The sequence below is a fragment of the Apibacter muscae genome, from assembly GCF_007845595.1.
GTDB classification, from domain to species: domain Bacteria; phylum Bacteroidota; class Bacteroidia; order Flavobacteriales; family Weeksellaceae; genus Apibacter; species Apibacter muscae.
This window is the reverse complement of sequence record NZ_SELI01000020.1, coordinates 124,696-147,858: the sequence shown is the minus strand read 5'-3', so window position 1 is coordinate 147,858 and position 23,163 is coordinate 124,696. Positions and strand designations below refer to the sequence as shown.

Here is a 23,163-nt window from a genome sequence, read left to right as displayed (position 1 = left end):
ATTAACCAATATATATCATACGTTTTCAATGAAATCTATCTTTTCTTTGAATAATAATAAATTCTTTTCATTGATAAGACTGCCAGTATAAAATAAAACAACGCAACTCCCCAAAGATTAAACCAAATAGGTTTTATTTCTGATAATGTTGCACCGTATTGGTTTATGGCTATAAATCCTCTAGAACCTAAGGTAGAGGGTGAAAAAATGGAAATTATTTCAATCCATTTGGGGAAAGATTCTTTGGGCCAAGACAATCCGCATAAAAATAATGCCGGAATGGAACTTAAAGTAATAACCATAACAGCATCTTCCCTCTTTTTAAATAAATTCATCAAAAATATACCCAAAAAACAAACTGCGAGAAAAAAAGGCAAAAGAAATAGTATTGCTTCCCAAGGATTGCCTCTATGAGGCAAATCAAATATGGGTACAACTAATCCCATTTGCAAAATGATTATTAGAGTAGAAATTAGGCCGTAGGCCCCTGAGCGACCTAAAACAATAAACAAGCTACCTAATGGTTTTGAAATAAAAGGATAAGTTTTCTCAAAATTCCCTTTTTCTCTTTGTGTTCCGCCCAATACTCCTATGGTTGTTAATTGCACTAACTGCAAAGCAATTATAAAAACTACAGGCATTAAAAATGTGGCATATCCGGAATTTATATTGAATAATGATATGGATATTGGCTGTACAGACCTTCTTGCAGAAGTAGCTTCAGTCTGGGTTAAGCCGGAAGACATAAGTTTACTTACTTCTACCTGCGCGCTTAAAGTGCCCACGGCTGTAACAACTGCCTTTTTCATCTGCTTATAATAAAGCATATAAGAAGCGTCGTAATAGGCTGAAATAGTTGCTACTTGACCTTGTTGTATTTTTGAGGAAAAATTACTAGGAATAAATAGTATACCATCTATTTTTCCTTGATTATATAATTCTTTTGCTTGATCTATACTAGTAGAGTTATGAGTGACTTCCACTTGTTGTGAAGCATCTAACATTCGTATAACTTTATGGCTAAGCTGGCTTTGGTTCTGATCAACCACAGCTATAGACACTTTGGTAATAATCTCGTTAGAATACACATAGGTATAGACAAATCCTACAATCAGGGGCGTTATTATATAGGTTGTGTAGGCAGCTGAATCTGAAAAAATTAATTTTAATTCTGTTGTAAAACTATTCCCGATAGTTGCTAAGTATTCAAAAATTTTTTTAAGCATGGTATCCGCCTTTTTTTAGCAATATTCTATATTTATAAATGGATAAAAAGCCAATAATTATAAATATACCAAATGCTAAGTAATAGTTTAGTTCCAAATGGTTGAATGATATGCCTCTTATAGCATAATCTACGATTAATCTTAAATAGGAAGTGAATGGGAAGATATAATTTATATATTGTACTACTATAGGCATTCCCATAGCAGGAAATGTATAGCCCGTAAAAGAAAAAGATAGGGCTGCAAAACCTCCGCCAAAAGTTAATGCCGATCTTAGATCTTTTGAAATGCTAACAAAAAATATTGACATGAACTGACATACTACTATGAAACACAAAAAAAATAAATTTATAGCAAAAAAACTGCCTTGCAATGGAATTTTTATATAATAAAATAGAAGTGAGTTCATAAAAAAACCGATAATTGTAAAAACAAGGGTATATGGCAAAATTTTCCCCCAATACACTACCCATATATTTTGACAACCTTGTTCTAATAGTTGGTTTCCATTATTATATTTTAAAACATTTCCTAAAACATATATGCTAACCACCATAATAACTATTTGTAATGCCATGGGCATTAAAGCTATATTTAAATAGTAAGAATAATTCGTATAGGGATTAAAAAGAATATGCTCATCAATTTTTATGGGTACAGTATTAGCCATTGCTTGAGAGGGCATTTGACCTTTTTTATTTAAAGTCTGCAAATGAACGCCAGCTGAAAAAGTAGATGCAACTGTTTGAAAAGCACTATTGATCAAACTACCAGCTAATATATATTGCCCATTGTAATAGCATATGACATTTACAGAATTCCCTTTAAACAAATTTTTTTCAAAATCTCTAGGTATTACGATTAAAGCATAAGAGTTTTCAGATTTAATTTTTTTTTCTCCTTCCTTATAATTATTTACTGTACTTGTGAATTTTAGAGTTGGAGATGCATCAAACATCCTTATTAATTTTCTGGATGTTTGTGTATTATCTTGATCACACAATACTACGGGTAAATCTCTAGGTACACCCGAATACATTAATTTAGAATAGTAAAAGAATATTGCAACAGGAACTATAAATATGAATAATAACAATCTAGGGCTAGTAAATAACCTAATAAACTCTTGTTTTAGAATTGATAAAAAGCCCTTAAACATTTCCATTATTTTTTCAAAGATTTTTGATTGACTAAAGCAGTCATACCTGGACGTAAACCTTTAATGGGTTCTACAGGATAGGCTTTAATTTCAAAAGTTTTCATATCAAAATCTCCTTGAGTTTTGGTAGCATTCCAAGTAGCAAAATCTCCCTCAGCAGCTATATATTGCACTTGCAACTTAACCATTTGATTGTTTAATGCTGGGATTTTTGCTTCAAAGGTTGTTCCTTGACGGAAATAAGGCATTAAATCTTCTTTTATATTAAATACAACCCAGACATCGTTCAAGTCGACCAAATTAATAATAGTATATCCGGTGTTTACTAACTCTCCTCTATTGGGAATAATTTTTAAAACTTCAGCATTAGCAGGTGATACCAATTCTGCTTCTTTAATATAAGCTTCTACCTCATCTACCGCTCCTTGAGCTTGATTCAGTTTCGCAGCTGCCGCTTCTTTATCTTCTACACTTGCACCACTTAGTAATAATTTATAATTTGAATGTGCAGCATCAGCTTGGTCTTTGGTTGCTAAACTTTGCGCATAGGCCTCATCTCTTTTCTGAGCGGATACTACTTTTTCATTATATAAATTTTGCATACGCATGTAGGTCTTTTGAGCTAGCTCTGAAGCTGCTTTCGCTTGCTGCCATACGTTGTAAGCTGCTTGAATTTGTTCTGCTCTTGCCCCTTTTTTGGCTTTTTCATCCATGGCTAAAGCTGCTGCTCTCCCCGCTTTTGCCTGAATAAGTTTAGCATTTAGCTCAGGTGTACTAAGAACTGCTAGTAATTGACCTTTTTTTACTTGATCTCCTTCTTTCACTTTAATTTCTTCCAATCTACCGGGGATTTTAGGAGCAACATTGATTTGAGTGGCATCAGCTTGACCTTGAATGTAACTTTCTTCTGGTTCACTCATAAACCAAATGGATGTTCCGATAAGAGTAGCTATTACTATTATACTAAGTATGGCAGTTATGTATTTACTTTTTTTCATTCTAGTTTTTATTGGTTCATATATTGTATAAATTCTTGACTTAATCCACTATATTCTAGTAAAGAAGCTAAATCTATTACATAATTATATCTTGCTTGTAATTTTTGTAAAAGTATGCCTGAAAGATTCATTTCTGCATCCACTACATCTAGGGATGTTGCTAAACCTTCAGAAAAAGATAAAGATCTGGCTCGCAAAAGCTCTTCTGCTTGATTCACCTGAACATTAAAACTTTGTATTTGTTCCTCTTGTTTTTGTAAATCATTATAAATTTTTTCGATCATTGTTTTAATATCCGCATGCGCTTTTTTTTCGTAAAGTTCTGCGCTCTCTTTAGTTGCTTTAGCCGCCCTAATTTCATTTTTACTTTGAAGTCCTTCAAACAACGGATAAGTCAATCCAACACCTAAAACCCAAGGTTTGTCATTTTTATCTCCAAATCCTAAAGGAGTGTTATGCACTAAAACTGTTTGACCTAAGGCTAGTACAGTTGGATAATAGCTAGATTTTTTAGCTTTAACGCCTTGTTCTGCAAGTTCTATTTGCAATCTAACCTTTTGCAGTTCCGGATAATTTGCAATTGCAGATTCTTGATAATATTCTAAAGGTTGCAAGAAAGGAGTTGTAAAAAAATCTGTAATTAAATCCCCTATTTCCTCTTCAGAATTTAAAGTATTGGAAAGTGCTACTCTTGCCAAAGAAGCATCCTTTAAAGATGCCTTGTACTGCCTATCCGCTTCTGCTACTGCTACATCCGCCTGTAACCTTTCAACCGGTGCGATAATACCATTATCTTCTAATTTTTTAGCATTGTAAAGGTGCCTATTCATGCCTTCCAATATCTGTTTTCTTACCAACACTGCCTCATCTGCTAATTTTACTTGAAAGTAGCGTTGAGCTAATTCTGTAATCAGCTGATTTTTTGTACTTATAAGTTCTTTCTCTCCAATATGAGCATTTATTTTAGCAGCCTCTATCCCTGCATTAATTTTACCACCTGTAAAAACTGGCCATAAAAAATATGCTCCACCAAATAGAACGTCTCTTTTCATAAGGTTGAAATTCCAATCCCCTAATAAATTAGGATTAGGTATACTTAAGATCCCACTTACCCCATTTCTTAGATTGTTTAAATTTGCACTTATGCCTTTATCAAAATATAAGGCTGAAGCATTTAACCCAATTTTTGGATATCGCAGACCCTTGGTCGCTTTTAATTCGAATTCATGTACCTCCTCTTTCTTCTCTACAGCTTTGATCAAATGATTATGATTGTTCATAATGCTCTGAGCATCTGAAAAAGTCAACATCGAAAGTTGAGAAAAGCCTAATCTAGGTAGCAAAAGAAAAGATGTTAAAGATAAAAATAATAAGGATCTTTTTATCATTCTTAATTTATTTTTTAAATTAAAATTCTTATTTTTATTTCTTAATCCAAAAAAATGCTATATTTGCATTTATTAAATTAATTATTTATTACTAGTTTTATATCAATATCATAATAACAGCTAAAAATATACTTGTAAAAGTACCTAAAAATTAATATTTATTAACTTTTTATGTTCATAAAAATCATGCCTAAGTTACTTTCTCCCTTAAATTTAAATCAGATATCATTAAAGAATAGAATTGTCATGTCACCCATGTGCCAGTACTCTTCCGATGACGGTTTTGCAAATGATTGGCATTTTGTGCATTATAGCAGTAGAGCAGTTGGTGGTGTTTCCGCAATTATACAAGAGGCAACTGCAATTAGCCCTAAAGGCAGAATCTCATATAAAGACTTAGGACTTTGGAAAGACGAACATATGCATAATCTTAATAAAATTGTTGATTTTCTTCATAAACAAAACTGTTTAGCAGGGATTCAATTATCTCATGCCGGGCGAAAAGCTAGCACGCCTGTTCCTTGGAATCCTAAAGAAAATTTAAAACTAAATAATAATTATTGGGAAAGTGTCGCCCCTTCCCCCATTCCATTTAATTCCGATTCAGATATACCTAAGGAATTGACAATACAAGAAATAAATAAAATAATTCAGGAATTTAAAGAGGCCGCTCATAGAGCAGATAAAATTGGATATGATATAGTTGAAATTCATGCGGCGCATGGGTATTTAATACATCAATTTCTATCTCCTCTATCCAATAAAAGAACGGATGATTACGGAGGAAATTTTAATAATAGAATTCAATTTCTTTTAGAAATTATTTCTGAAGTAAAAAATGTTTTATCAAAGAAGGTATCTTTATGGGTAAGAATTTCTGCTACGGATTGGATAGAAGAAGGCTGGTCAAACGAAGATTCAATTCAATTGTCCATTCTATTAAAAAATATGGGTGTAGATGTGATAGACGTTTCTACGGGCGGATTGGTAAACGCCAAAATACCTGTACAACCCAATTATCAAGTTCCTTACGCTAAAAATATTAAGAAAGAGACTGGAATAATTACTGGTGCTGTAGGCTTAATAACAAATGCTATTCAAGCAGAAGAAATTTTAGAAAATAACGAAGCAGATTTTATACTTTTAGGTAGAGAATTGTTAAGAAACCCATACTTTCCTATGGAAGCTGCATCAATATTGGGGATTAATCCTTTAATACCACCTCCATATGAAAGAGCAAAAATTGGATTTTAAAAGTTAAATTTTTCTTTGGAACTTATTTATATAATAATACTAAAAATTGTGATTTATAGAGCTCTTCAAAATCCTGAAAGGTTTTTACTGGTGAGTTATTATTTTTTAAATAAACTTTAATAAAGTTTTCAGGTTTTCCTGTATATATTGCTTTCGCCTGCAATTCTTTATCTATGAAAATTTCAAACTCTTGACCTTTAAGACTTCCAAAGGTTAATAAAATTTCTGATTTTATAAATATTAGATTGTAAATGAAAAAATAATACTTCTCATCATTAGTTAAATTTAACGGATCTGATTGATTATTGATAATTAATAATAATTTTTCTTGATTTGGAAATAAAGAATATACATAAATATCTCCTAATTTATTTTTTCTAAATTGGATTATATTTAAGGATGTTCTATATGTAGCTATAACTATTTTTCTGTCTTCCTCTTTATAAGAACTGCAATCCGATGGAAAGTTTTGCTTATTTAAATTTATTACTTTTCTATCTAATTTTTCATAGTTAATATTAGCCTTCAATGGAATATTTCCAATAAGCACTATAAAAATTACTACATAAATTAATTTATCTTTAAGCTTCACTTTTTTTCCAAATGTACTTATTTATTTAATTACAATAATACCTCTTTTATTTAATATTCATAAAAGCTAGTTTTTCATCTTTTTATAAGCTATACTAAAATGAATTGTATTATTGATCCCCCCCTGAATATACATATTCATTAAATACCATAGATTGAATCAATTTTAATTAACTTTGAATTTATAAAATCTATTACAATTTCAAAATGTTTACATTCTTGGATGCCGAATGGCAAAATAAAATTCAAACTCGCTTTTTAAAGTATGTTAGCTTTCATTCTACAAGTAAAGAAGATGTTAATAAAATACCTAGCACAGAAAGACAATGGAAAATTGCAAACTTTATTTTTAACGAATTGATAAATATAGGTTTAACGGAAGTAACTTTAGATGAGAACGGATATATCATGGCAAGTCTTCCTGCTACCTCTAAAATAGATTTACCTACGATAGGTTTTATTGCACACTACGACACTTCCCCAGATTTTTCAGGAGAAAATGTAAAACCCATAATTTGGAATAATTATGAAGGAAATGATCTTCTTTTAAATGAAGAAACCAAATTTTATTTAAGGGTTAAAGATTTTCCTGAACTTAAAGATTATATTGGACAAACATTAATAACTACGGATGGTAGCACTTTATTAGGAGCTGACGATAAAGCAGGAATTGCAGAAATTGTTACAGCTATGGAATATTTAATCAATCATCCAGAAATAGAACACGGTAAAATCTCAATTGGATTTACCCCTGATGAAGAAGTGGGTAAAGGCGCTGATTTATTTGATGTAAAAAAGTTTGGAGCACAATGGGCATATACTATGGATGGAGGTGAAATTGGAGAATTGGAATTTGAAAATTTCAATGCAGGTAGTGTATCCATTCATATAAATGGAAAAAGCGTTCATCCCGGTTATGCCAAAAATAAAATGATCAATGCTGGATTATTAGCCTCTGAATTTAATCAAGCACTTCCTAAAGAAGAAATACCTTTTCTTACTTCGGGTTACGAAGGTTTCTTTCATCTAACACAGATACAAGGGAACGTGGAAAGTTCTTTTTTACAATACATTATAAGAGACCATGATCTTAATCTATATAACAATCGTAAGAAGATTTTATTAAAACTTATAGAAGATTTTAACTCTAAGTATGGAAAAGAAACTTTCACCATTGAAATCGTTGATCAATATTTCAATATGAAAGAAAAAATTGAAAAATGTATGTTTATTATAGATTTAGCTAAAAATGCCATGCAAGAAGTAGGAGTTAAACCCAAAATAAAACCAATAAGAGGAGGAACCGATGGTGCACAACTCTCCTATAAAGGACTTCCATGTCCAAATATTTTCGCCGGAGGATTAAATTTTCATGGTCCTTACGAATTTATACCTGTTGAATCCATGGTTAAAGCTACAGAAGTTATCATAAGTATAGCTAAAAACATCGGTAAGTTTCCATCTGCCCAAAAATTAATTTCATAATAAAAGATAATTTATACACATCGAACATGGACAAAGTATATGAATTCCAGAAAAAAAATAAAGATCGATTTTTAAATGAACTCTTAGAAATACTTAAAATTCCTTCTATTAGTGCTGATTCCAATTATTCCAAAGAAATTATTAAATGCGCAAATGCAATTTCTGACAATTGTGTACTTTCAGGATTAGACAACGTTGAAATTTGTTCTACCAATGGAAATCCTATTGTTTATGGAGAAAAAATAATTGCAAAAGACCTGCCCACAGTTCTAGTGTACGGACATTACGATGTTCAACCTCCAGATCCTTTAAATTTATGGGAAAATGATCCGTTTCAACCCATTATTAAAAAAAACAATATTCATCCTGAAGGTGCAATTTTTGCAAGAGGTTCAGCAGATGATAAAGGACAAATTTTTATGCATTTAAAAGCTCTTGAATCCTTGATAAAAACATCTTCTCTTCCTTGCAATGTAAAACTCCTCATTGAAGGTGAAGAAGAAATTGGTTCTCCTAATTTAGGAGAGTTTATAAAAAATAATAAAGATAAATTTTCATGTGACGTTATTTTAGTTTCAGATACTCATCTCTTTTCGCTAAAAGTTCCGACAATCACCACCGGATTACGTGGTCTCTGTTACTTAGAAGTGGAAATACAAGGAGCAGACCGAGATTTACATTCTGGTTTGTATGGTGGAGCGGTTCCAAATCCTATATATATTTTATCTAAGATGATTGCATCATTAATAGATTCAGAAGGTAAAATAACAATTCCTGGATTCTATGATCAGGTTGATGAACTATCAAATAAAGACCGAGAAGAATTAAATAAAATTCCGTTTGATGAAGAGATTTTTAAAAATTCGATAGGAATTAAAGGATTGGATGGTGAAAAAGGATATAATACTTTGGAAAGAACTTCCATAAGACCTACTTTAGATATTAATGGAATTTGGGGAGGATACACAGGCGAAGGTGCTAAAACAATTATACCATCCAAAGCATATGCAAAAATCTCTATGAGGCTAGTCCCCAATCAAGATCCTGACAAAATTTCTCAATTATTTATTCAGCATTTAAAAAAAATAGCCCCGCCTAATGTTACTGTAAATGTTACTTCTTTTCAAGGTGGAAAAGCCTATGTTCTACCCTCTGAACATATAGGTTATAAAGCTGCAAAAAAGGCAATGGAAAAAGGTTTTAATCTTGAAACTTTGCCTTATAGAACCGGAGGAAGTATTCCTATTATTTCTTTAATGGAAGATGTATTAAAAGTAAAGTCTGTATTGCTAGGCTTTGGACTAGATACAGATGCGATTCATTCACCCAACGAGCATTATGGAATATTTAATTTTTATAAAGGCATTGAAGTCATCCCTTACTTTTATAAATACTACCAACAGATGAAAAAAGATAAATCCCATGGATGAAAATAGATTTTGTGTCGTTACTTCTAATATTTTAACATATGATTTAAAAATTTAATCTTAACTTTTTCGTTATAAAATTTATAAAATGTTTTTCAATGAAAAAAATAAAGATAAATTTTATCTTACTACTTCTTTTTGCAGTTGTAAACTTTTCTTTTGCACAAAAACAAAACAGAGAATTAAGAGCTGTATGGATTGCTAGTGTTTTAAATATTGATTGGCCCTCCCGGTCAGGTTTATCTTCCGACCGTCAAAAAGAAGAATTTATTACCATATTAGACAATGTTGAAAAATGGAATATGAATGCAATAATTATTCAAGTTAAACCTACTGCCGACGCATTGTATAAATCCAAACTAAGCCCGTGGTCAAAATATTTAACAGGAAAACAAGGCGGCGATCCCGGCTATGATCCTTTAGAATTCATAATTGAAGAAGCACATAAACGTAATATTGAAGTTCATGCTTGGTTTAACCCCTATCGTTTAACTCTTGGAAGTGCCAATTGGGAAACATTATCTCCAGATAATATTGCCTTTAAACATAGAGATTGGGTGGTTAAATATGGAAACCAACTACTTTTGAATCCAGGTATACCTGAAGTTACTGATTATGTGGTAGATGGAATTATGGAAGTGGTTAAAAATTATAATGTAGACGGTATACATTTGGATGATTACTTTTATCCTTATAAAATTGGTACTTTGGAATATCCAGATTATAAAGAATATGCTAAATATGGAATTACCTATGCTAGCAAAGAGGATTGGAGAAGAGCCAATATTAATAATTTAGTGAAGAAATTGCACGATAAAATTAAAGCTGAAAATAAAAATTTAGAATTTGGAATTAGTCCATTTGGTGTATGGAGGAATAAAAAAACCGATCCCAGAGGTTCTGAAACTAGAGCTTTACAAAACTACGACGATTTATATGCTGATGTACTATATTGGATGGAAAAGGGTTGGATAGACTATGTAGCGCCACAATTGTACTGGCATAGAGGAAATTCTTCTGCCGATTATACAACCTTGGTTGAATGGTGGAATGAAGCGGCTAAAAATAATAATACCGATTTATATATAGGTTTGGGGGTATATCGAGTTAAAAATTGGAAACTAGAAAATGAATTAATCGAGCAAATTAATATGAACAAAGAATTCTCTTCGATTAAAGGAAATATATTTTTTAGTTACAAATCTCTTTTAGAGAACCCCAAAGATATCATAAATCAATTAACTTCAGGACCTTTCTCAGAAAAGGTTAATAGTAAACTAGTAAAATAATTATATGCTGAAATTCACAGCCAAAGCTTGGGAATGGAAAAGAAAAGGAGAACCTAATGAACTATCTTTAAAAGACTTCATCATTGAAGATCTTAAAGACGATGAGGTTATCGTTCAAAACCATTATATTGGATTAAATCCTGTCGATTGGAAATTAATAGGTGGAGGACATCCAAGTTGGAAAACGGGTATAATCCCCGGCGTGGATGGAGCAGGTATAATTGTAAAGACAGGTAAAAAAATGAATCATTTACAAATGGGAAGCAGAGTTTGTTATCATGCAGATTTAACAAAAAATGGTAGTTTTTCCACACATACAATTGTGAATGGTAAGAGATTGATATATATTCCTGAAAAAGTTAGTGATATCATTGCAGCCTCTTTCCCCTGCCCTGCTCTTACTGCTTGGCAATCTTTAAAAAAAATTCCTGAGATAAAAAATAAATACGTTTTCGTAAACGGAGCAGGAGGATCTGTAGGGTATTTTCTAACTCAGCTTCTGCTAGAAAAAGGTGCTAGAGTGTTTCTAACCTCTTCAGAAAAACATCATCAAGAGTTTCTAAATATGGGTGTGATTAAAACCTTAGACTACAGAGATCCTAGTTGGAAGGATGTTATGAGTGAATCTTTAAATGGTAATCTTTTCGATGTAATTTTTGATACCACGAATAATAGTAATACCAAGGAACTACTTAATTTAATTGGTTATAACGGCCATATAGTTTCCATTCAAGGCAGAATTAAAGAAAATTTACTACCTGCCTTTACCACTTGTATTTCTCTTCATGAAATAGCCTTAGGCGCCTACCATCAATTCGCATCAGAAAAACAAATCAATGATTTAATGATGGATGCTGAACATTTATTAAATCAAATAGGAAGTGGTAAATATAAATTAAGAAATTATAAATTAAGCTCTTTCGATGATCTTCCAGAGCATTTAATGGAAATGAAAAATAACAATTCAGAGTTAAAATATATTGTAAAAATTTAGTTGAACTAAAGGAATAATTTATAAATATTATGATCAAAAATTCTAACAAACTTTCAAAATTCTTATTTATTAAAATCATCTGAATTATATTTACTTTTGTAATTCTAATAAATTAAAATGGGAAAAGATAAGCTTCGGAAGTTTGCAGAAACTAAAACATTTACTAATGTCATTCAACCAACTAGAGATGAAATAGTTAATAACTTCTCTTATAAAGGTAATTGGAATAAGCTTTTTTTTAAAAATTCTAATCCAATTGTATTAGAATTGGGTTGTGGAAAAGGGGAATATTCAGTAGGTTTAGCTAAATTTTTCCCTAATAAAAATTTTTTAGGTATTGATATTAAAGGCGCTCGTTTCTGGCGAGGGGCTAAAACTGCTCTAGAAAACGGTATTACAAACGTAGGTTTCTTGCGTACGCAAATCGAACTTATCGAACATGCTTTTTCCCCTAACGAAGTAAGTGAAATCTGGATAACCTTTCCTGATCCTCAAATAAAATATAAAAGAACAAAACATCGATTAATTAATGAGGAGTTTTTAAAAAAATATAAAAATATTATGTCTTCAGAAGGAAATATCCATCTAAAAACGGATAGCGAGTTTCTTCATGGATATGCGAATGGACTGATTCACGGATTGGGTTTAAATATTATTTCCTCCCATCATGATATTTATGGTGCACCAGAATATGAATTACCTTCTTATGTTAGAGATATAAAAACTCACTACGAAAAATTATTTTTAAAGGAAGGAAAACCAATAACATACTTAAATTTTAAATTTTAGTAATAAAAAAAGGGAATATAAAATTTTATATTCCCTTCTTTTTTATTTATTATTTTATTTAATGACAAAAAATAATACCTTTATTTTTATTAAATTCTAGTATTCCTCCATCTATATTATAAACCTTGTAATCTCCCTCCTCTTCTAAGTGATCATTTAATGAAGATACAGGATCTTTAAGTTTTATTTTTCCTTTTTCTAAAGTTGATACAATTCCGGCGTGGTCTTTCAACATTTGGAACTCTCCTTTAGATCCAGGCAAAACTAATGAGGATACTTCACCATCAAATACAATTTCTTCTGGAGTTAAAATTTGTAATTTCATGAATTTAATTTAAAAATTATTTATTATTAAATTCTGCTAACATTTTTTCACCGTGTTCAATAACTTCCTCTATGGTACCTTTTAAGTTAAACGCCGCTTCTGGGTATTGATCTAATTCTCCATTAATAATCATATTAAATCCTTTAATAGTATCTTTAATATCTACTAAAACCCCAGGCGTTCCCGTAAACTGTTCTGCCACATGGAAAGGTTGAGATAAGAATCTTTGTACTCGTCTCGCTCTGTGAACCACTAATTTATCTTCTTCACTTAATTCTTCCATACCTAAGATAGCTATAATATCTTGAAGTCCTTTATATCTTTGTAAAATTTCTTTTACACTTTGGGCGCAATTATAATGCTCTTCTCCTAATATTTCAGGAGTAAGTATTCTTGAAGTAGATTGTAAAGGATCTACCGCAGGATAAATACCTAAGGAAGCAATTTTTCTATCTAATACAGTAGTTGCATCTAGATAAGCAAATGTAGTTGCCGGTGCTGGATCCGTTAAGTCATCTGCAGGAACGTAAACCGCTTGAACAGATGTAATTGACCCATTTTTGGTTGATGTAATCCTTTCTTGCAAAGCTCCCATTTCACTAGCTAAAGTAGGTTGGTAACCCACGGCTGAAGGCATCCTTCCTAACAATGCTGATACTTCTGATCCTGCTTGAGTAAAACGGAAAATATTATCTATAAAAAATAAAACATCTCTACCCTTTCCTTCTCCTAAACCATCTCTGTAGTATTCAGCCAAGGTAAGACCGGAAAGAGCTACTCTAGCACGAGCTCCCGGTGGTTCATTCATTTGTCCAAATACAAAGGCTACTTTGGATGTTTTTAATGCCTCATGGTTTACCTTAGATAAATCCCATCCTCCTTCTTCCATAGATTTAAGGAAATCATCCCCATAAGAAATAATCTTAGATTCCAACATTTCTCTAAGAAGGTCATTCCCTTCACGAGTTCTCTCTCCAACTCCTGCAAATACAGAAAGTCCACCATGTCCTTTGGCTATATTATTGATTAATTCTTGAATTAATACAGTTTTTCCAACTCCTGCACCACCAAACAATCCAATTTTACCTCCTTTTGAATAAGGTTCAATTAAATCAATTACTTTAATACCGGTATAAAGTACTTCGGCAGAAGTAGATAAATCTTCAAATTTTGGTGCTGATCTATGAATAGGCAATTCACTTGCTTTAGAAACTTCCCCAATACCATCAATTGCTTTTCCAATAACATTAAACAATCTTCCATTTACTTCCTCACCAATAGGCATAGTAATAGGTTTTTCAGTACTTATAACTTCCTGACCTCTAGATAATCCATCGGTTGCATCCATGGCTATACATCTTACTGTATCTTGACCAATATGCTGTTCTACTTCCAACACTAAATTCCCCTCCTCATTATCTCTTACTACCTCTATAGCATCATAGATGTTGGGTAATTGTTCTACCTCATCAAAAATAACATCTATAACTGGGCCGATCACTTGGGATATTTTACCTTTTTTTTGAGTTGCCATATATTACAAAATTCAATAAATATAGTTTTCTTGTTTATTTGCAAATATAATATTTTATTCTAACGAGCTTTTAAAAAAAATAAAAATTATCATACTTTTGCAACGAATTTGTTTGTAAAAGTACTAGTGGAAATATATAGGGGAAATTATAACATACCAAAAAATGAAAAACTTGTTTTTACTTTAGGTATGTTTGATGGGGTTCATTTGGGGCATCAATCAGTTTTAAATTACATAAAGAATATTGCCAAAGAAGAAAAAGGTAAAACTGCAGTTATGACTTTTTCTCCGCACCCCCGTTTGGTATTAAATCCTGAAGCAGACTTTCGTTTACTAACAATTTTAGATGAAAAAATTAGTCTTTTTGAAAAATTTTCTGTAGACTATCTATTTATACAAGAGTTTTCAAAAGAATTTAGTCAATTATCCTCCGAAGAGTTTATTCAAAACATTTTGGTTAATCAACTGAATATACATGCATTGGTTATTGGGTACGACCAACACTTTGGGAAAAATAGAGAATTAAATTATGAAAATTTAAAAATCCAATCTAAAAAATTAGATTTTAAACTATACCAATTGCCTGCTGTAAGTGAAAATCAAGAAATTATTAGTTCTACTAAAATTAGAAACAAACTTTTGAAAGGTTCTATTTCAGAGGCAAATGAATGGCTAGGATATCCGTTTATATTATCCGGAAAAGTTATTGAGGGGGATAAAATAGGGAGAACATTAGGATTTCCTACTGCTAATTTAGAAATTGATCCTCATAAAATACATCCAACCCATGGGGTTTATTTTGTAAAGGTTAAAATTGATAACAATCAATTTTATGGAATGATGAATATAGGAATGCGACCAACAGTTAATGGTGTAAAAAAACAAGTTGAGGTTCATATTCTAAATTTTGATCAGGATATATATGGTAAAATAATTGAAGTCTCTTTCTATGAAAGAGTGCGAAATGAAATAAAATTTTCATCCTTAGATGAACTTAAAAATAGATTAAGCATTGATAAAATGGAGACAATTAAGTTCTTTAATCTTTAGATATTACATATAAAAAAAGTCCATTTGATTAAAATGGACTTTTTTTATACAATTAATTTTACAAATTATCTTTACGTTTTTTAAGAATCTCCTTTTCGGCTTTGTATTTTTTTTCTAAAAGCTTTTTTCTACTCTTTTTTTCGGATTTACTTAAATTATAATTATTCTCAATATTCTTTTTTTCTCTATCGTATTTTTCTTCCAATCTATCTATTTTTTTTTCAAGTCTTTCTTTTTCATTGGAATTAGAAGTAACACCATGATTATTATGGTTATGGTTTTGATTATTTCTAATCATTTCTTGTTTCTTCTTTAAAGATAATTGCTTTTTTCTTTGACCTTTTTCATATCCTGATAAAGATCGATCTTGTCCTATTTGTCTATATTTTTCACCGTACTCTCTTCCAATTTGTGAATTAGACTTTTGTGAAAATAACGCTGCAGATGTAAATAAAAATACAAAAACAGAAACTAATAATTTTTTCATAAATTTTAATATTTAACATGAATTAATAGTATAAACTAAAACTATGCCATAAGTTTATCTTAGTATTTGTATGAATAAAGTAGAAAAGAATGTTTAGCGTACAATTATATAATTCCCTACCATCTAAAATGCTAGAATTCATGAAATTAGTTTTAAAACACTAAATCTTATAAAAAAATGTTTAGTCTCCTAAATTATAAATTATCTAAAAATTTACGAGTTAAGGCAATTAATTGGTTATAACCATACAAGGAAACAGAATTATCATAAATATCATGATACCCACTTTTTCCTCCTAAAGTATAGATATAAAAAGAGGGTACCTGTTTATTATAGAAAGGACAATGATCGCTATTGCACGCACTCCCTCTAGTTTTAACTTCTTTTAAGTAATTATATTTATAATTTATAGATTCTAAAAGATTAAATTGTTTAGGAAACTCTTTACCATTTACTACCTGTATACCTTCTTCTCCAGTTCCGACCATATCAAAATTTATTAGAAATTTAATTTTATTTAGATCAATCAGTGGATGTGCTACAAAGTATTGTGATCCTTTTAAACCTGCTTCTTCCCCTCCAAAAGCTATAAAAAAAGTGGTGAATTTTGGTTTCTCTTTAGTGTATATCTTAGCCATAGATAATAGAAATGCAACACCACTAGCATTATCATTTGCTCCCGGAAAAATAGTATTACCAATTTTACCTAAATGATCATAGTGAGCGGTTAAAACCACTAAACTATCTGAACGCTCTCCAGGAATATATCCTACCAAATTTTGAGATTCAAATTTAGAATCAAAATTTGTTTTTAAATCAATATCAACTTTATCAATATTTTCTGGAACCGATTGACTATTAATAAATAAATTTACAGTTGAGGTTTGAACTGGACTTAACGAATGAATAAATCTTGAGGATGTTTGTTCAATTGCCAAAGGAATATTAATTTCCTCTAATTCTCCATTACTAATTAATTGTGGTATTTCTCTATAAAATTGATTAGCCGTATTTTCCCTTGTACTCAAATTTTCAATGAACCGAACATCAGGAAAAACGACCGGTTTATGGTTCAATCTTTGCATCTCAAGATCAAAGTATGAACGATCTCCCCATTCAAACAAACTATCAATTACTGCAGTATTAAATGGTAATGGTTTAAACGTACCCTTTAAGGAGGGAGACCCTGAACCTACCAAATAATCAATCCCTAGCGTAAGTTGTTTATCATTTATTTTCAATGAGCAATCTTCAATAATATTTACTGGATAAGTAAATGTTTGAAAATAGCTATCCCCTAATTTTAATACTCCAATTTTTTCAAACTGATTGACAATTTCATTCGCAGCTTTTTTCATTCCATCATCGACATAACCTCTACCTGAAAATTCAGGAGAGGTCAGTTTATTTATTACTTGCAAAGCATATTCTTTAGGAGTTTGAGAATATAGAGCTGAATTAAAACTTATTAAAATTATTAAACACAATATATTTAAAATTCTCACAATTTTTTTTATAAAAATATAACTTTTTTATAAAACTCTAGTTCTTAAGGATTCCAATATATTAACAACAATATTTGTTTTTGGATTAGAGGCTGTAGGTTGCACAGTTATTTCTCCAGTAGCATTATTATATTTAAAAGTTAAACCCACATTAGATGTTATTACATTTGCTTGAGGAAAATCAATGGTTACTTGCATTTTATCCGCTGAATACGTAATTCTTGGAGCTCCTACCTGAGTCAAATCATTTGCTCCAGAAGCTAAATTTGAAAGAACAAAGCCAGAAGCGTTACCAAAAGCTATAGTACCAAATAATGTTGCTTGGCTTTGAGCAGCTAAAGATATATTTGTACTAAATGAAAATCTTGCAATCGCATATTTATCAGACAAAGATACAATTGGGAATGCATTTATAGAATTAACAGGAATTAAAATTTGTTGGTCAAAGGTAGTATAATAAATCCCCCCAGTACTGTTGGCTTTATATAAATACCCATTAGGATCAATCATAACATTAACCCCCTTAGAATAATCGATTTGTGTATATTCTTTTGTCCTCCTATCTTTAATGTTTAATCTTACTTCTGGTATTTCTAAATTACCTTGAACGTCTAAATTTGCCAAAGGTTGATCTGTATTAATACCTACTTGCGCTTTTACATTAGTTAAAATAATAAAGAAAAATATTAATATTTTAAAGTTTTTTGATTTCATTTTATTTAATAATTTTAAGTTTAAAATATTTATTTTAATACAAATATAATAAGTGTTATTTAATTTTAAATAACCCAAACAAGCACTTCAATACACAAAAAATTTACCTATTAAATAAAATGATATTCATATTTAGCTCAATTAATACACATATAAAAAACAACTAAATTATATTGATATAAATATATGTGACTTTTCTATTAATAATTATTTTTTTTTTTTTTTTTGATTTTATTACTTTTGATTTTTAAATCAATTAAAAATTTAATGAAAAAAATTGCTCTAATTACTTTTTTTCTTTCAAAACTGTTAATTTCACAAGATTTCCCTAAAGATTTTAGATCTCCCGTTCAAATCCCTATCTCTTTATCTGGAAATTTCGGTGAATTAAGAAACAATCACTTTCATGCAGGTATAGACATTAGAACCCAACAAAGAATTGGTGTAAAAGTTTTAGCGCCTAAAGATGGTTATGTTTCAAGAATAAAAATTTCCCCTTATGGATATGGCAAGGCCATTTATATAGATCACCCCAATGGATATACTACCGTTTATGGTCATTTAAGTGAACTAATAGGGGATATTGACACAAAAGCTAGGGAAGAACAGTATAAAAAACAAAATTATTCTATTGACTTATATTTAAAGCCGAATGAACTACCAGTTACTGAAGGTGATCTAATTGCTCTTACTGGAAATACTGGAGGTTCCGGAGGTCCTCATTTGCATTTTGAAGTTCGAGACACAAAAACTGAAGAAATTTTAAATCCCTTTTTATTTGGGTTTGATATAGCAGATAATGTTCCACCACAAATTAATGGCACATGGATCTATCCTATTGAAGGAATTGTAAATGGAAGCAGAGAAAAAATAATGGTTTCTCAAGGCGGAAATTATTTAGCAGCTGGTAAAATTGGTTTTGGTATTAAAACCTATGATAAACAAAATGCATCTAATAACCTAAATGGAATATATTTTATTAAGACTTATGTCAACGATGAACTTATTTCTGAATATAAAGCAAATAGACATTCTTTTGATGAAAGTAGAGCTATAAATGCAACAATAGACTATAAAGAAAAATTAAATAGGAATAGTTGGATTTATAGAACTTACTTACTTCCTGGAAATACTTTACAGATGTATGAACAAACCCAAAACAAGGGCATCGTTGAAATAGAATCTGGTAAAAATTATTCTATTAAGCTAGTAGCTGGAGATTTTGCAGGAAATACAACTACCCGTTCATTTACAGTTCAGGGAATTGAAAATATATCCACCTCTACAAAACCTGCTAAAGGAAAATATACTGCTGAAATTCTAAAACCTTTAGAAATCAAAGAAAATGGTATTCATATTAAATTTGATAAAGGTTCCTTTTATGAAAATATTGATTTTGATTTTCAACCTTTAGAAATCAATAAATTCAAAATCCATAATTCATCTGTACCTTTACATAAAGCCTTTGAATTAAGTATTAAACCTGATTGGTCTACTTTAGATAAGAATAAAGCTGAGCACTATGTGATTTTTAGACAATCCAACTATGGTCCAGCGAAAAAGCAATATTTACCAACCACCTATAAAAATGGGATTTTCACTGCATCACCTAAAGATTTAGGAGAATTTTCTTTGGTTTTAGATGATATACCACCAACGATTACTTCTCCAATGTTAACTAAATCTAAGCAAGTTGGAAAAAAACTAAGTTTTATCATTAAAGATGCAGAATCAGGAATTAAAAGCTATGATGTATGGATTGATGGTAAATGGATATTGGCTGAATATGAATATAAACAGAACAGTTTATTCATTCCAGACTTATCAAAAGAAGGAATTGATAAAGGATTTCATGAAGTTGAAGTTAGAGTAATGGATGAGGCGAACAATTTAAAAATTTACAAAAATAATTTTGAGAAGCTTTAAAAAAAAACTAACCCTTTGTTTCTCTATAATTACAGTTTGTTTATGGAGCCAATCCATAACATTGTCTGGTAAAATTATAGATAAAGAAGGAAAACCTTTAATAGGGGCAAAAATATCAATTACAGATTCAACCATACAATATTCGGATAGCCTCGGCTTATATTCTATAGCTATTCCGAAAGATAGAAGTTTTACTATTTCCATTCAAAAAAATAATTTTGAACCTGTTGAAAAAATTATAGAGTCAACTAGTATTAACTTAACTCAAAATTTTTCACTTGCCTCTTTAGTAAATAACGATAAAATAGAATATCATTCATCTTTAGAACCGGTAATATTTATTGGTAAAAAACAACCTTCAGATTTAACTTCTGTTGAGCTAGATGTCTCCCATCTAAATTATATGCCAAGTTTAGGCTCTGGTGTTGAAGGTTTGCTAAACACTTTTGCAGTGAGTACCGCTAGCGAATTAAGTTCTAATTATAGAGTTAGAGGTGGAAATTATGATGAAAATTTAGTATACATTAACGGAGTAGAAATCTACCGACCATTAACATTAAGAAGCGGACAACAGGAAGGTATGAGCATTATCAACCCCAATATGGTGTCTACGATAAATTTTTCTGCCGGCGGATTTGAATCCAGATACGGAGATAAGATGTCTAGCGTTTTAGATATTACTTATAAGCTTTCTAAAAAATTTGAAACCTCTCTGGAAGCTAGTTTATTAGGTGGGGGTATAACTTTGGGTTTTGTTGACAATAAAGACCAAAATAAACAAAAGCTCACCGGTATAGTAGGTGCTAGATATAGAAATACCAACTTAATATTAAATACCTTTGACGGAGATACAAATTTCAATCCCGAGTATTTTGATGTTCAAACCTTTGTACAATATAAAATTTCTTCCCTTTGGAAATTGTCTTTCTTAGGAAACTACTCTTCTAACTACTTTAAAATGGAACCTAAATCTAGAGAAGTAGAGTTTGGTACTCTAAATAATCCAATTCATCTGAATGTAACCTATCAAGGAGATGAAAAAGATAAATACCAAACGATGAATGGTACATTAGCATTGCAATTTAACCCTAATGCAAAATGGGCATTTAATCTGGATACTTATGCTTTTCATTCTAAAGAAAAAGAATCTTTTGATATTACTTCTGCCTATCGTTTATACGAAAATGATACCGAAACCGGAAGCTCCATTCCTACATTTGGAATTGGTGGACAGGTAGACCATGGAAGAAATAATTTAGATTTGCTCGTGGCTGGCTTACACCTCAAAACTAAGTATAAAATTTCCTTAAACTCAAATCTTGAAGCAGGTATTCAATACCAAAGAGAAGACACAAGAAATTTAAAAAATGAATGGCAAGTACTAGATTCATTAGGCTATTCAATTCCCAGAAAATTCTTTCCACCGGGGGAAATAGATAATTCAGATTTAGTACTTAACTATCACACAGCTGCAAACAATCATTTAAAAGCAAATAGAATTTCAGGATATTTACAATACACCACAAAATTTTTATTAAAAGACGATACACGTGTATTAATCAATACAGGGATAAGAGGTACTTATTGGGATTTTAACGGAGAAACCAACCTAAGCCCACGAGCACAAATAGCTGTTAAACCTTCTTGGAATCTAGATATGCTTTTTCGCTTCGCAACAGGCTTTTATTATCAACCTCCATTTTATAAAGAAGCTATGCGTTTAGACGGAACTTTAAATAAAAATATTAAATCACAACGTTCCTTACATTTTATTGTAGGAAATGATTTTGAGTTTAAAATGTTCAAGAATCGTCCCTTTAAACTAACTACGGAAATTTACTATAAAAAAATGGACAACCTTATCCCTTATTTTATAGATAACGTAAGAGTAATTTATACCGGTGAAAATAATTCCAAAGGATACGCCTATGGTATTGATGCAAGACTAAATGGTGAATTTGTGCCAGGGGCAGAATCTTGGTTTTCCATTTCTTACGGAAGAACTGAAGAAAATATTGATGGAAGAGGTTATATACCCCGCCCTACAGATCCACGATTAAAGTTAGGATTATTTTTCCAAGACTATATGAAAATTTATCCGCAGCTAAAAGCCAGCGTTAATTTAGTTTATGCTTCTGGCCTACCCAACGGAGCTCCCTTATTTACCGATCCCTATCAATACCAAACCAAGCTTTCTGACTATAAACGGGCGGATATAGGTTTAACCTACGTTTTTGTGGATCAATTTTTAAATAAAGCGAAAAAAGGTTCAACTTGGGAAAAATTTAAAGATTTTTCTATAGGGTTAGAAATTTTTAATGTTTTTGATATCAAAAATACAATTAGTAACCAATGGATCAGAGATATTAATAGCCCCCAGTCTATATACTATGCCGTGCCAAATAAATTAACTGGACGATTTTTTAACCTAAAACTTAACGCAAGATTTTAATGGAATCATGAAAAAGCACTAAATACGGATAGCCCTGATTCAAAGGTTTTAAAGTATCTAGCTGATTGTTTATAATGTATTTATTAGAGATTTGTCTATCAGTATTTATAGCATCATTTAAGTCTTGAAGTTTTAAAATATTATTTTCTATTACATATTTCCCTTTGTAATAGCATTGATAATGGTTATCTATAACAACAATTTGGTAATTGTTATTCTTAAACATCTCTAAACTATAATTTTTTTTATAAGTTGATAATTTAGAGATTGTATCAAATCTATACAAGGGCTTTTGATTGGTAGCTAAATATCCAATAGTTAAACTAATAATTAAAATAGATAATAAAGTTAAAACTATTTTATTTGTAATACTATAGTCACTTTTAAATGTATCTGTTATATATAGGATTATTAGGTTTATAATTGTTAATATACCAATCAAAGGAATTACAAAAATATTTACATAAATATCACTGCAATAGTCTCCAAACCTTTTAGTTAGCAAAAAAAAGACACTAAAAAGTAATATAAGTGTAAAATATTTTAAAATAATTTTTAATAGTATCATCT

Annotated in this window: 20 protein-coding genes; 9 read left to right on the top strand and 11 right to left on the bottom strand. The window is 30.6% G+C overall.

The features are described from left to right. Positions 1 to 35: 35 nt before the first annotated feature. Genes ETU10_RS08160 through ETU10_RS08145 form a run of 4 tightly spaced genes read right to left on the bottom strand, consistent with a single transcriptional unit; the run spans position 36 to position 4,771 of the window. Positions 36 to 1,226 (bottom strand): ABC transporter permease, encoded by a 1,191-nt coding sequence (locus tag ETU10_RS08160; protein WP_146311333.1) that lies wholly within the window; start codon positions 1,224 to 1,226, stop codon positions 36 to 38. Further along, positions 1,219 to 2,391, bottom strand: coding sequence for an ABC transporter permease (locus ETU10_RS08155; RefSeq protein WP_246118450.1), 1,173 nt, complete (start codon positions 2,389 to 2,391; stop codon positions 1,219 to 1,221). Before ETU10_RS08155 ends, ETU10_RS08160 begins: the two co-directional genes overlap by 8 nt. After that, positions 2,391 to 3,383, bottom strand: coding sequence for an HlyD family secretion protein (locus ETU10_RS08150; protein WP_146262491.1), 993 nt, complete (start codon positions 3,381 to 3,383; stop codon positions 2,391 to 2,393). Before ETU10_RS08150 ends, ETU10_RS08155 begins: the two co-directional genes overlap by 1 nt. 8 nt (positions 3,384 to 3,391) lie before the next feature. Continuing rightward, complete coding sequence (locus ETU10_RS08145; RefSeq protein WP_146262492.1) at positions 3,392 to 4,771, bottom strand: TolC family protein; 1,380 nt, start codon at positions 4,769 to 4,771, stop codon at positions 3,392 to 3,394. Positions 4,772 to 4,957: 186 nt separating this feature from the next. Here ETU10_RS08145 and namA point away from each other — a divergent pair, with 186 nt between their 5' ends. Next, the gene (namA, locus tag ETU10_RS08140; protein ID WP_146311331.1) at positions 4,958 to 6,025 is read left to right on the top strand and encodes an NADPH dehydrogenase NamA; all 1,068 of its coding nucleotides are present in this window, start codon (positions 4,958 to 4,960) and stop codon (positions 6,023 to 6,025) included. A gap of 22 nt (positions 6,026 to 6,047) precedes the next feature. Here namA and ETU10_RS08135 read toward each other — a convergent pair whose 3' ends face one another. Next, positions 6,048 to 6,617 carry a hypothetical protein gene (locus tag ETU10_RS08135; protein WP_146293409.1) on the bottom strand — a complete coding sequence of 190 codons (570 nt, stop codon included), beginning with the start codon at positions 6,615 to 6,617 and terminating at the stop codon, positions 6,048 to 6,050. Between the two features lie 206 nt (positions 6,618 to 6,823). Between ETU10_RS08135 and pepT the strand changes: the two genes are divergently transcribed. The 5 genes from pepT to trmB all read left to right on the top strand — a co-directional run bounded on the left by pepT (position 6,824) and on the right by trmB (position 12,600). After that, positions 6,824 to 8,101, top strand: coding sequence for a peptidase T (gene pepT / locus ETU10_RS08130; RefSeq protein ID WP_146311329.1), 1,278 nt, complete (start codon positions 6,824 to 6,826; stop codon positions 8,099 to 8,101). A 26-nt stretch (positions 8,102 to 8,127) separates the two neighbouring features. Then, positions 8,128 to 9,531, top strand: coding sequence for a dipeptidase (locus ETU10_RS08125; protein WP_146311327.1), 1,404 nt, complete (start codon positions 8,128 to 8,130; stop codon positions 9,529 to 9,531). Between the two features lie 95 nt (positions 9,532 to 9,626). Then, positions 9,627 to 10,817: a glycoside hydrolase family 10 protein gene (locus ETU10_RS08120; RefSeq protein WP_146311325.1), complete on the top strand. Its 1,191-nt coding sequence runs from the start codon at positions 9,627 to 9,629 to the stop codon at positions 10,815 to 10,817. 4 nt (positions 10,818 to 10,821) lie between these two features. Then, the gene (locus ETU10_RS08115; RefSeq protein WP_146311323.1) at positions 10,822 to 11,811 is read left to right on the top strand and encodes an alcohol dehydrogenase catalytic domain-containing protein; all 990 of its coding nucleotides are present in this window, start codon (positions 10,822 to 10,824) and stop codon (positions 11,809 to 11,811) included. 117 nt (positions 11,812 to 11,928) lie between these two features. Continuing rightward, complete coding sequence (gene trmB, locus ETU10_RS08110; protein WP_146311321.1) at positions 11,929 to 12,600, top strand: tRNA (guanosine(46)-N7)-methyltransferase TrmB; 672 nt, start codon at positions 11,929 to 11,931, stop codon at positions 12,598 to 12,600. Between the two features lie 58 nt (positions 12,601 to 12,658). Here the strand turns inward: trmB and ETU10_RS08105 are convergent, their stop codons facing one another. Both ETU10_RS08105 and atpD read right to left on the bottom strand, forming a co-directional pair. Then, positions 12,659 to 12,925, bottom strand: a complete 267-nt coding sequence (locus ETU10_RS08105) for a FoF1 ATP synthase subunit delta/epsilon (RefSeq protein ID WP_146293415.1) — start codon at positions 12,923 to 12,925, stop codon at positions 12,659 to 12,661. 16 nt (positions 12,926 to 12,941) lie between these two features. Beyond that, positions 12,942 to 14,459 carry a F0F1 ATP synthase subunit beta gene (atpD, locus tag ETU10_RS08100; RefSeq protein ID WP_146262501.1) on the bottom strand — a complete coding sequence of 506 codons (1,518 nt, stop codon included), beginning with the start codon at positions 14,457 to 14,459 and terminating at the stop codon, positions 12,942 to 12,944. A 126-nt stretch (positions 14,460 to 14,585) separates the two neighbouring features. On the opposite strand from atpD, the gene ETU10_RS08095 reads away from it, so the two are divergent. Further along, entirely contained in the window at positions 14,586 to 15,509 is a 924-nt protein-coding gene (locus tag ETU10_RS08095; RefSeq protein ID WP_246118449.1) for a bifunctional riboflavin kinase/FAD synthetase, read from the top strand. Positions 15,510 to 15,567: 58 nt separating this feature from the next. Here ETU10_RS08095 and ETU10_RS08090 read toward each other — a convergent pair whose 3' ends face one another. The 3 genes from ETU10_RS08090 to ETU10_RS08080 all read right to left on the bottom strand — a co-directional run bounded on the left by ETU10_RS08090 (position 15,568) and on the right by ETU10_RS08080 (position 18,215). Continuing rightward, a complete protein-coding gene (locus tag ETU10_RS08090; protein WP_146311319.1) occupies positions 15,568 to 15,996 on the bottom strand; it encodes a hypothetical protein in 429 nt (142 codons plus the stop codon). A 194-nt stretch (positions 15,997 to 16,190) separates the two neighbouring features. Continuing rightward, positions 16,191 to 17,501: a M28 family metallopeptidase gene (locus tag ETU10_RS08085; protein ID WP_146311317.1), complete on the bottom strand. Its 1,311-nt coding sequence runs from the start codon at positions 17,499 to 17,501 to the stop codon at positions 16,191 to 16,193. Between the two features lie 27 nt (positions 17,502 to 17,528). Further along, positions 17,529 to 18,215, bottom strand: a complete 687-nt coding sequence (locus tag ETU10_RS08080; protein WP_146311315.1) for a hypothetical protein — start codon at positions 18,213 to 18,215, stop codon at positions 17,529 to 17,531. A gap of 267 nt (positions 18,216 to 18,482) precedes the next feature. On the opposite strand from ETU10_RS08080, the gene ETU10_RS08075 reads away from it, so the two are divergent. Further along, positions 18,483 to 20,141, top strand: coding sequence for a M23 family metallopeptidase (locus ETU10_RS08075; protein ID WP_146311313.1), 1,659 nt, complete (start codon positions 18,483 to 18,485; stop codon positions 20,139 to 20,141). Next, a complete protein-coding gene (locus ETU10_RS08070) occupies positions 20,128 to 22,593 on the top strand; it encodes a TonB-dependent receptor (RefSeq protein WP_246118448.1) in 2,466 nt (821 codons plus the stop codon). The genes ETU10_RS08075 and ETU10_RS08070 overlap by 14 nt, the downstream gene beginning before the upstream one ends. On the opposite strand, the gene ETU10_RS08065 is transcribed toward ETU10_RS08070, so the two are convergent. Next, positions 22,577 to 23,098: a hypothetical protein gene (locus ETU10_RS08065; RefSeq protein ID WP_146311311.1), complete on the bottom strand. Its 522-nt coding sequence runs from the start codon at positions 23,096 to 23,098 to the stop codon at positions 22,577 to 22,579. The genes ETU10_RS08070 and ETU10_RS08065 overlap by 17 nt on opposite strands. Positions 23,099 to 23,163: the final 65 nt, after the last annotated feature.

Coding starts and splice junctions, on each gene's coding strand:
- ETU10_RS08115 (WP_146311323.1), top strand. CDS start 10,822: ATGCTGAAATTCACAGCCAAAGCTTGGGAATGGAAAAGAAAAGGAGAA.
- ETU10_RS08090 (WP_146311319.1), bottom strand. CDS start 15,996: ATGAAAAAATTATTAGTTTCTGTTTTTGTATTTTTATTTACATCTGCA.
- atpD (WP_146262501.1), bottom strand. CDS start 14,459: ATGGCAACTCAAAAAAAAGGTAAAATATCCCAAGTGATCGGCCCAGTT.
- ETU10_RS08105 (WP_146293415.1), bottom strand. CDS start 12,925: ATGAAATTACAAATTTTAACTCCAGAAGAAATTGTATTTGATGGTGAA.
- ETU10_RS08075 (WP_146311313.1), top strand. CDS start 18,483: ATGAAAAAAATTGCTCTAATTACTTTTTTTCTTTCAAAACTGTTAATT.
- ETU10_RS08155 (WP_246118450.1), bottom strand. CDS start 2,391: ATGGAAATGTTTAAGGGCTTTTTATCAATTCTAAAACAAGAGTTTATT.
- namA (WP_146311331.1), top strand. CDS start 4,958: ATGCCTAAGTTACTTTCTCCCTTAAATTTAAATCAGATATCATTAAAG.
- trmB (WP_146311321.1), top strand. CDS start 11,929: ATGGGAAAAGATAAGCTTCGGAAGTTTGCAGAAACTAAAACATTTACT.
- ETU10_RS08145 (WP_146262492.1), bottom strand. CDS start 4,771: ATGATAAAAAGATCCTTATTATTTTTATCTTTAACATCTTTTCTTTTG.
- ETU10_RS08160 (WP_146311333.1), bottom strand. CDS start 1,226: ATGCTTAAAAAAATTTTTGAATACTTAGCAACTATCGGGAATAGTTTT.
- ETU10_RS08125 (WP_146311327.1), top strand. CDS start 8,128: ATGGACAAAGTATATGAATTCCAGAAAAAAAATAAAGATCGATTTTTA.
- pepT (WP_146311329.1), top strand. CDS start 6,824: ATGTTTACATTCTTGGATGCCGAATGGCAAAATAAAATTCAAACTCGC.
- ETU10_RS08150 (WP_146262491.1), bottom strand. CDS start 3,383: ATGAAAAAAAGTAAATACATAACTGCCATACTTAGTATAATAGTAATA.
- ETU10_RS08120 (WP_146311325.1), top strand. CDS start 9,627: ATGAAAAAAATAAAGATAAATTTTATCTTACTACTTCTTTTTGCAGTT.
- ETU10_RS08080 (WP_146311315.1), bottom strand. CDS start 18,215: ATGAAATCAAAAAACTTTAAAATATTAATATTTTTCTTTATTATTTTA.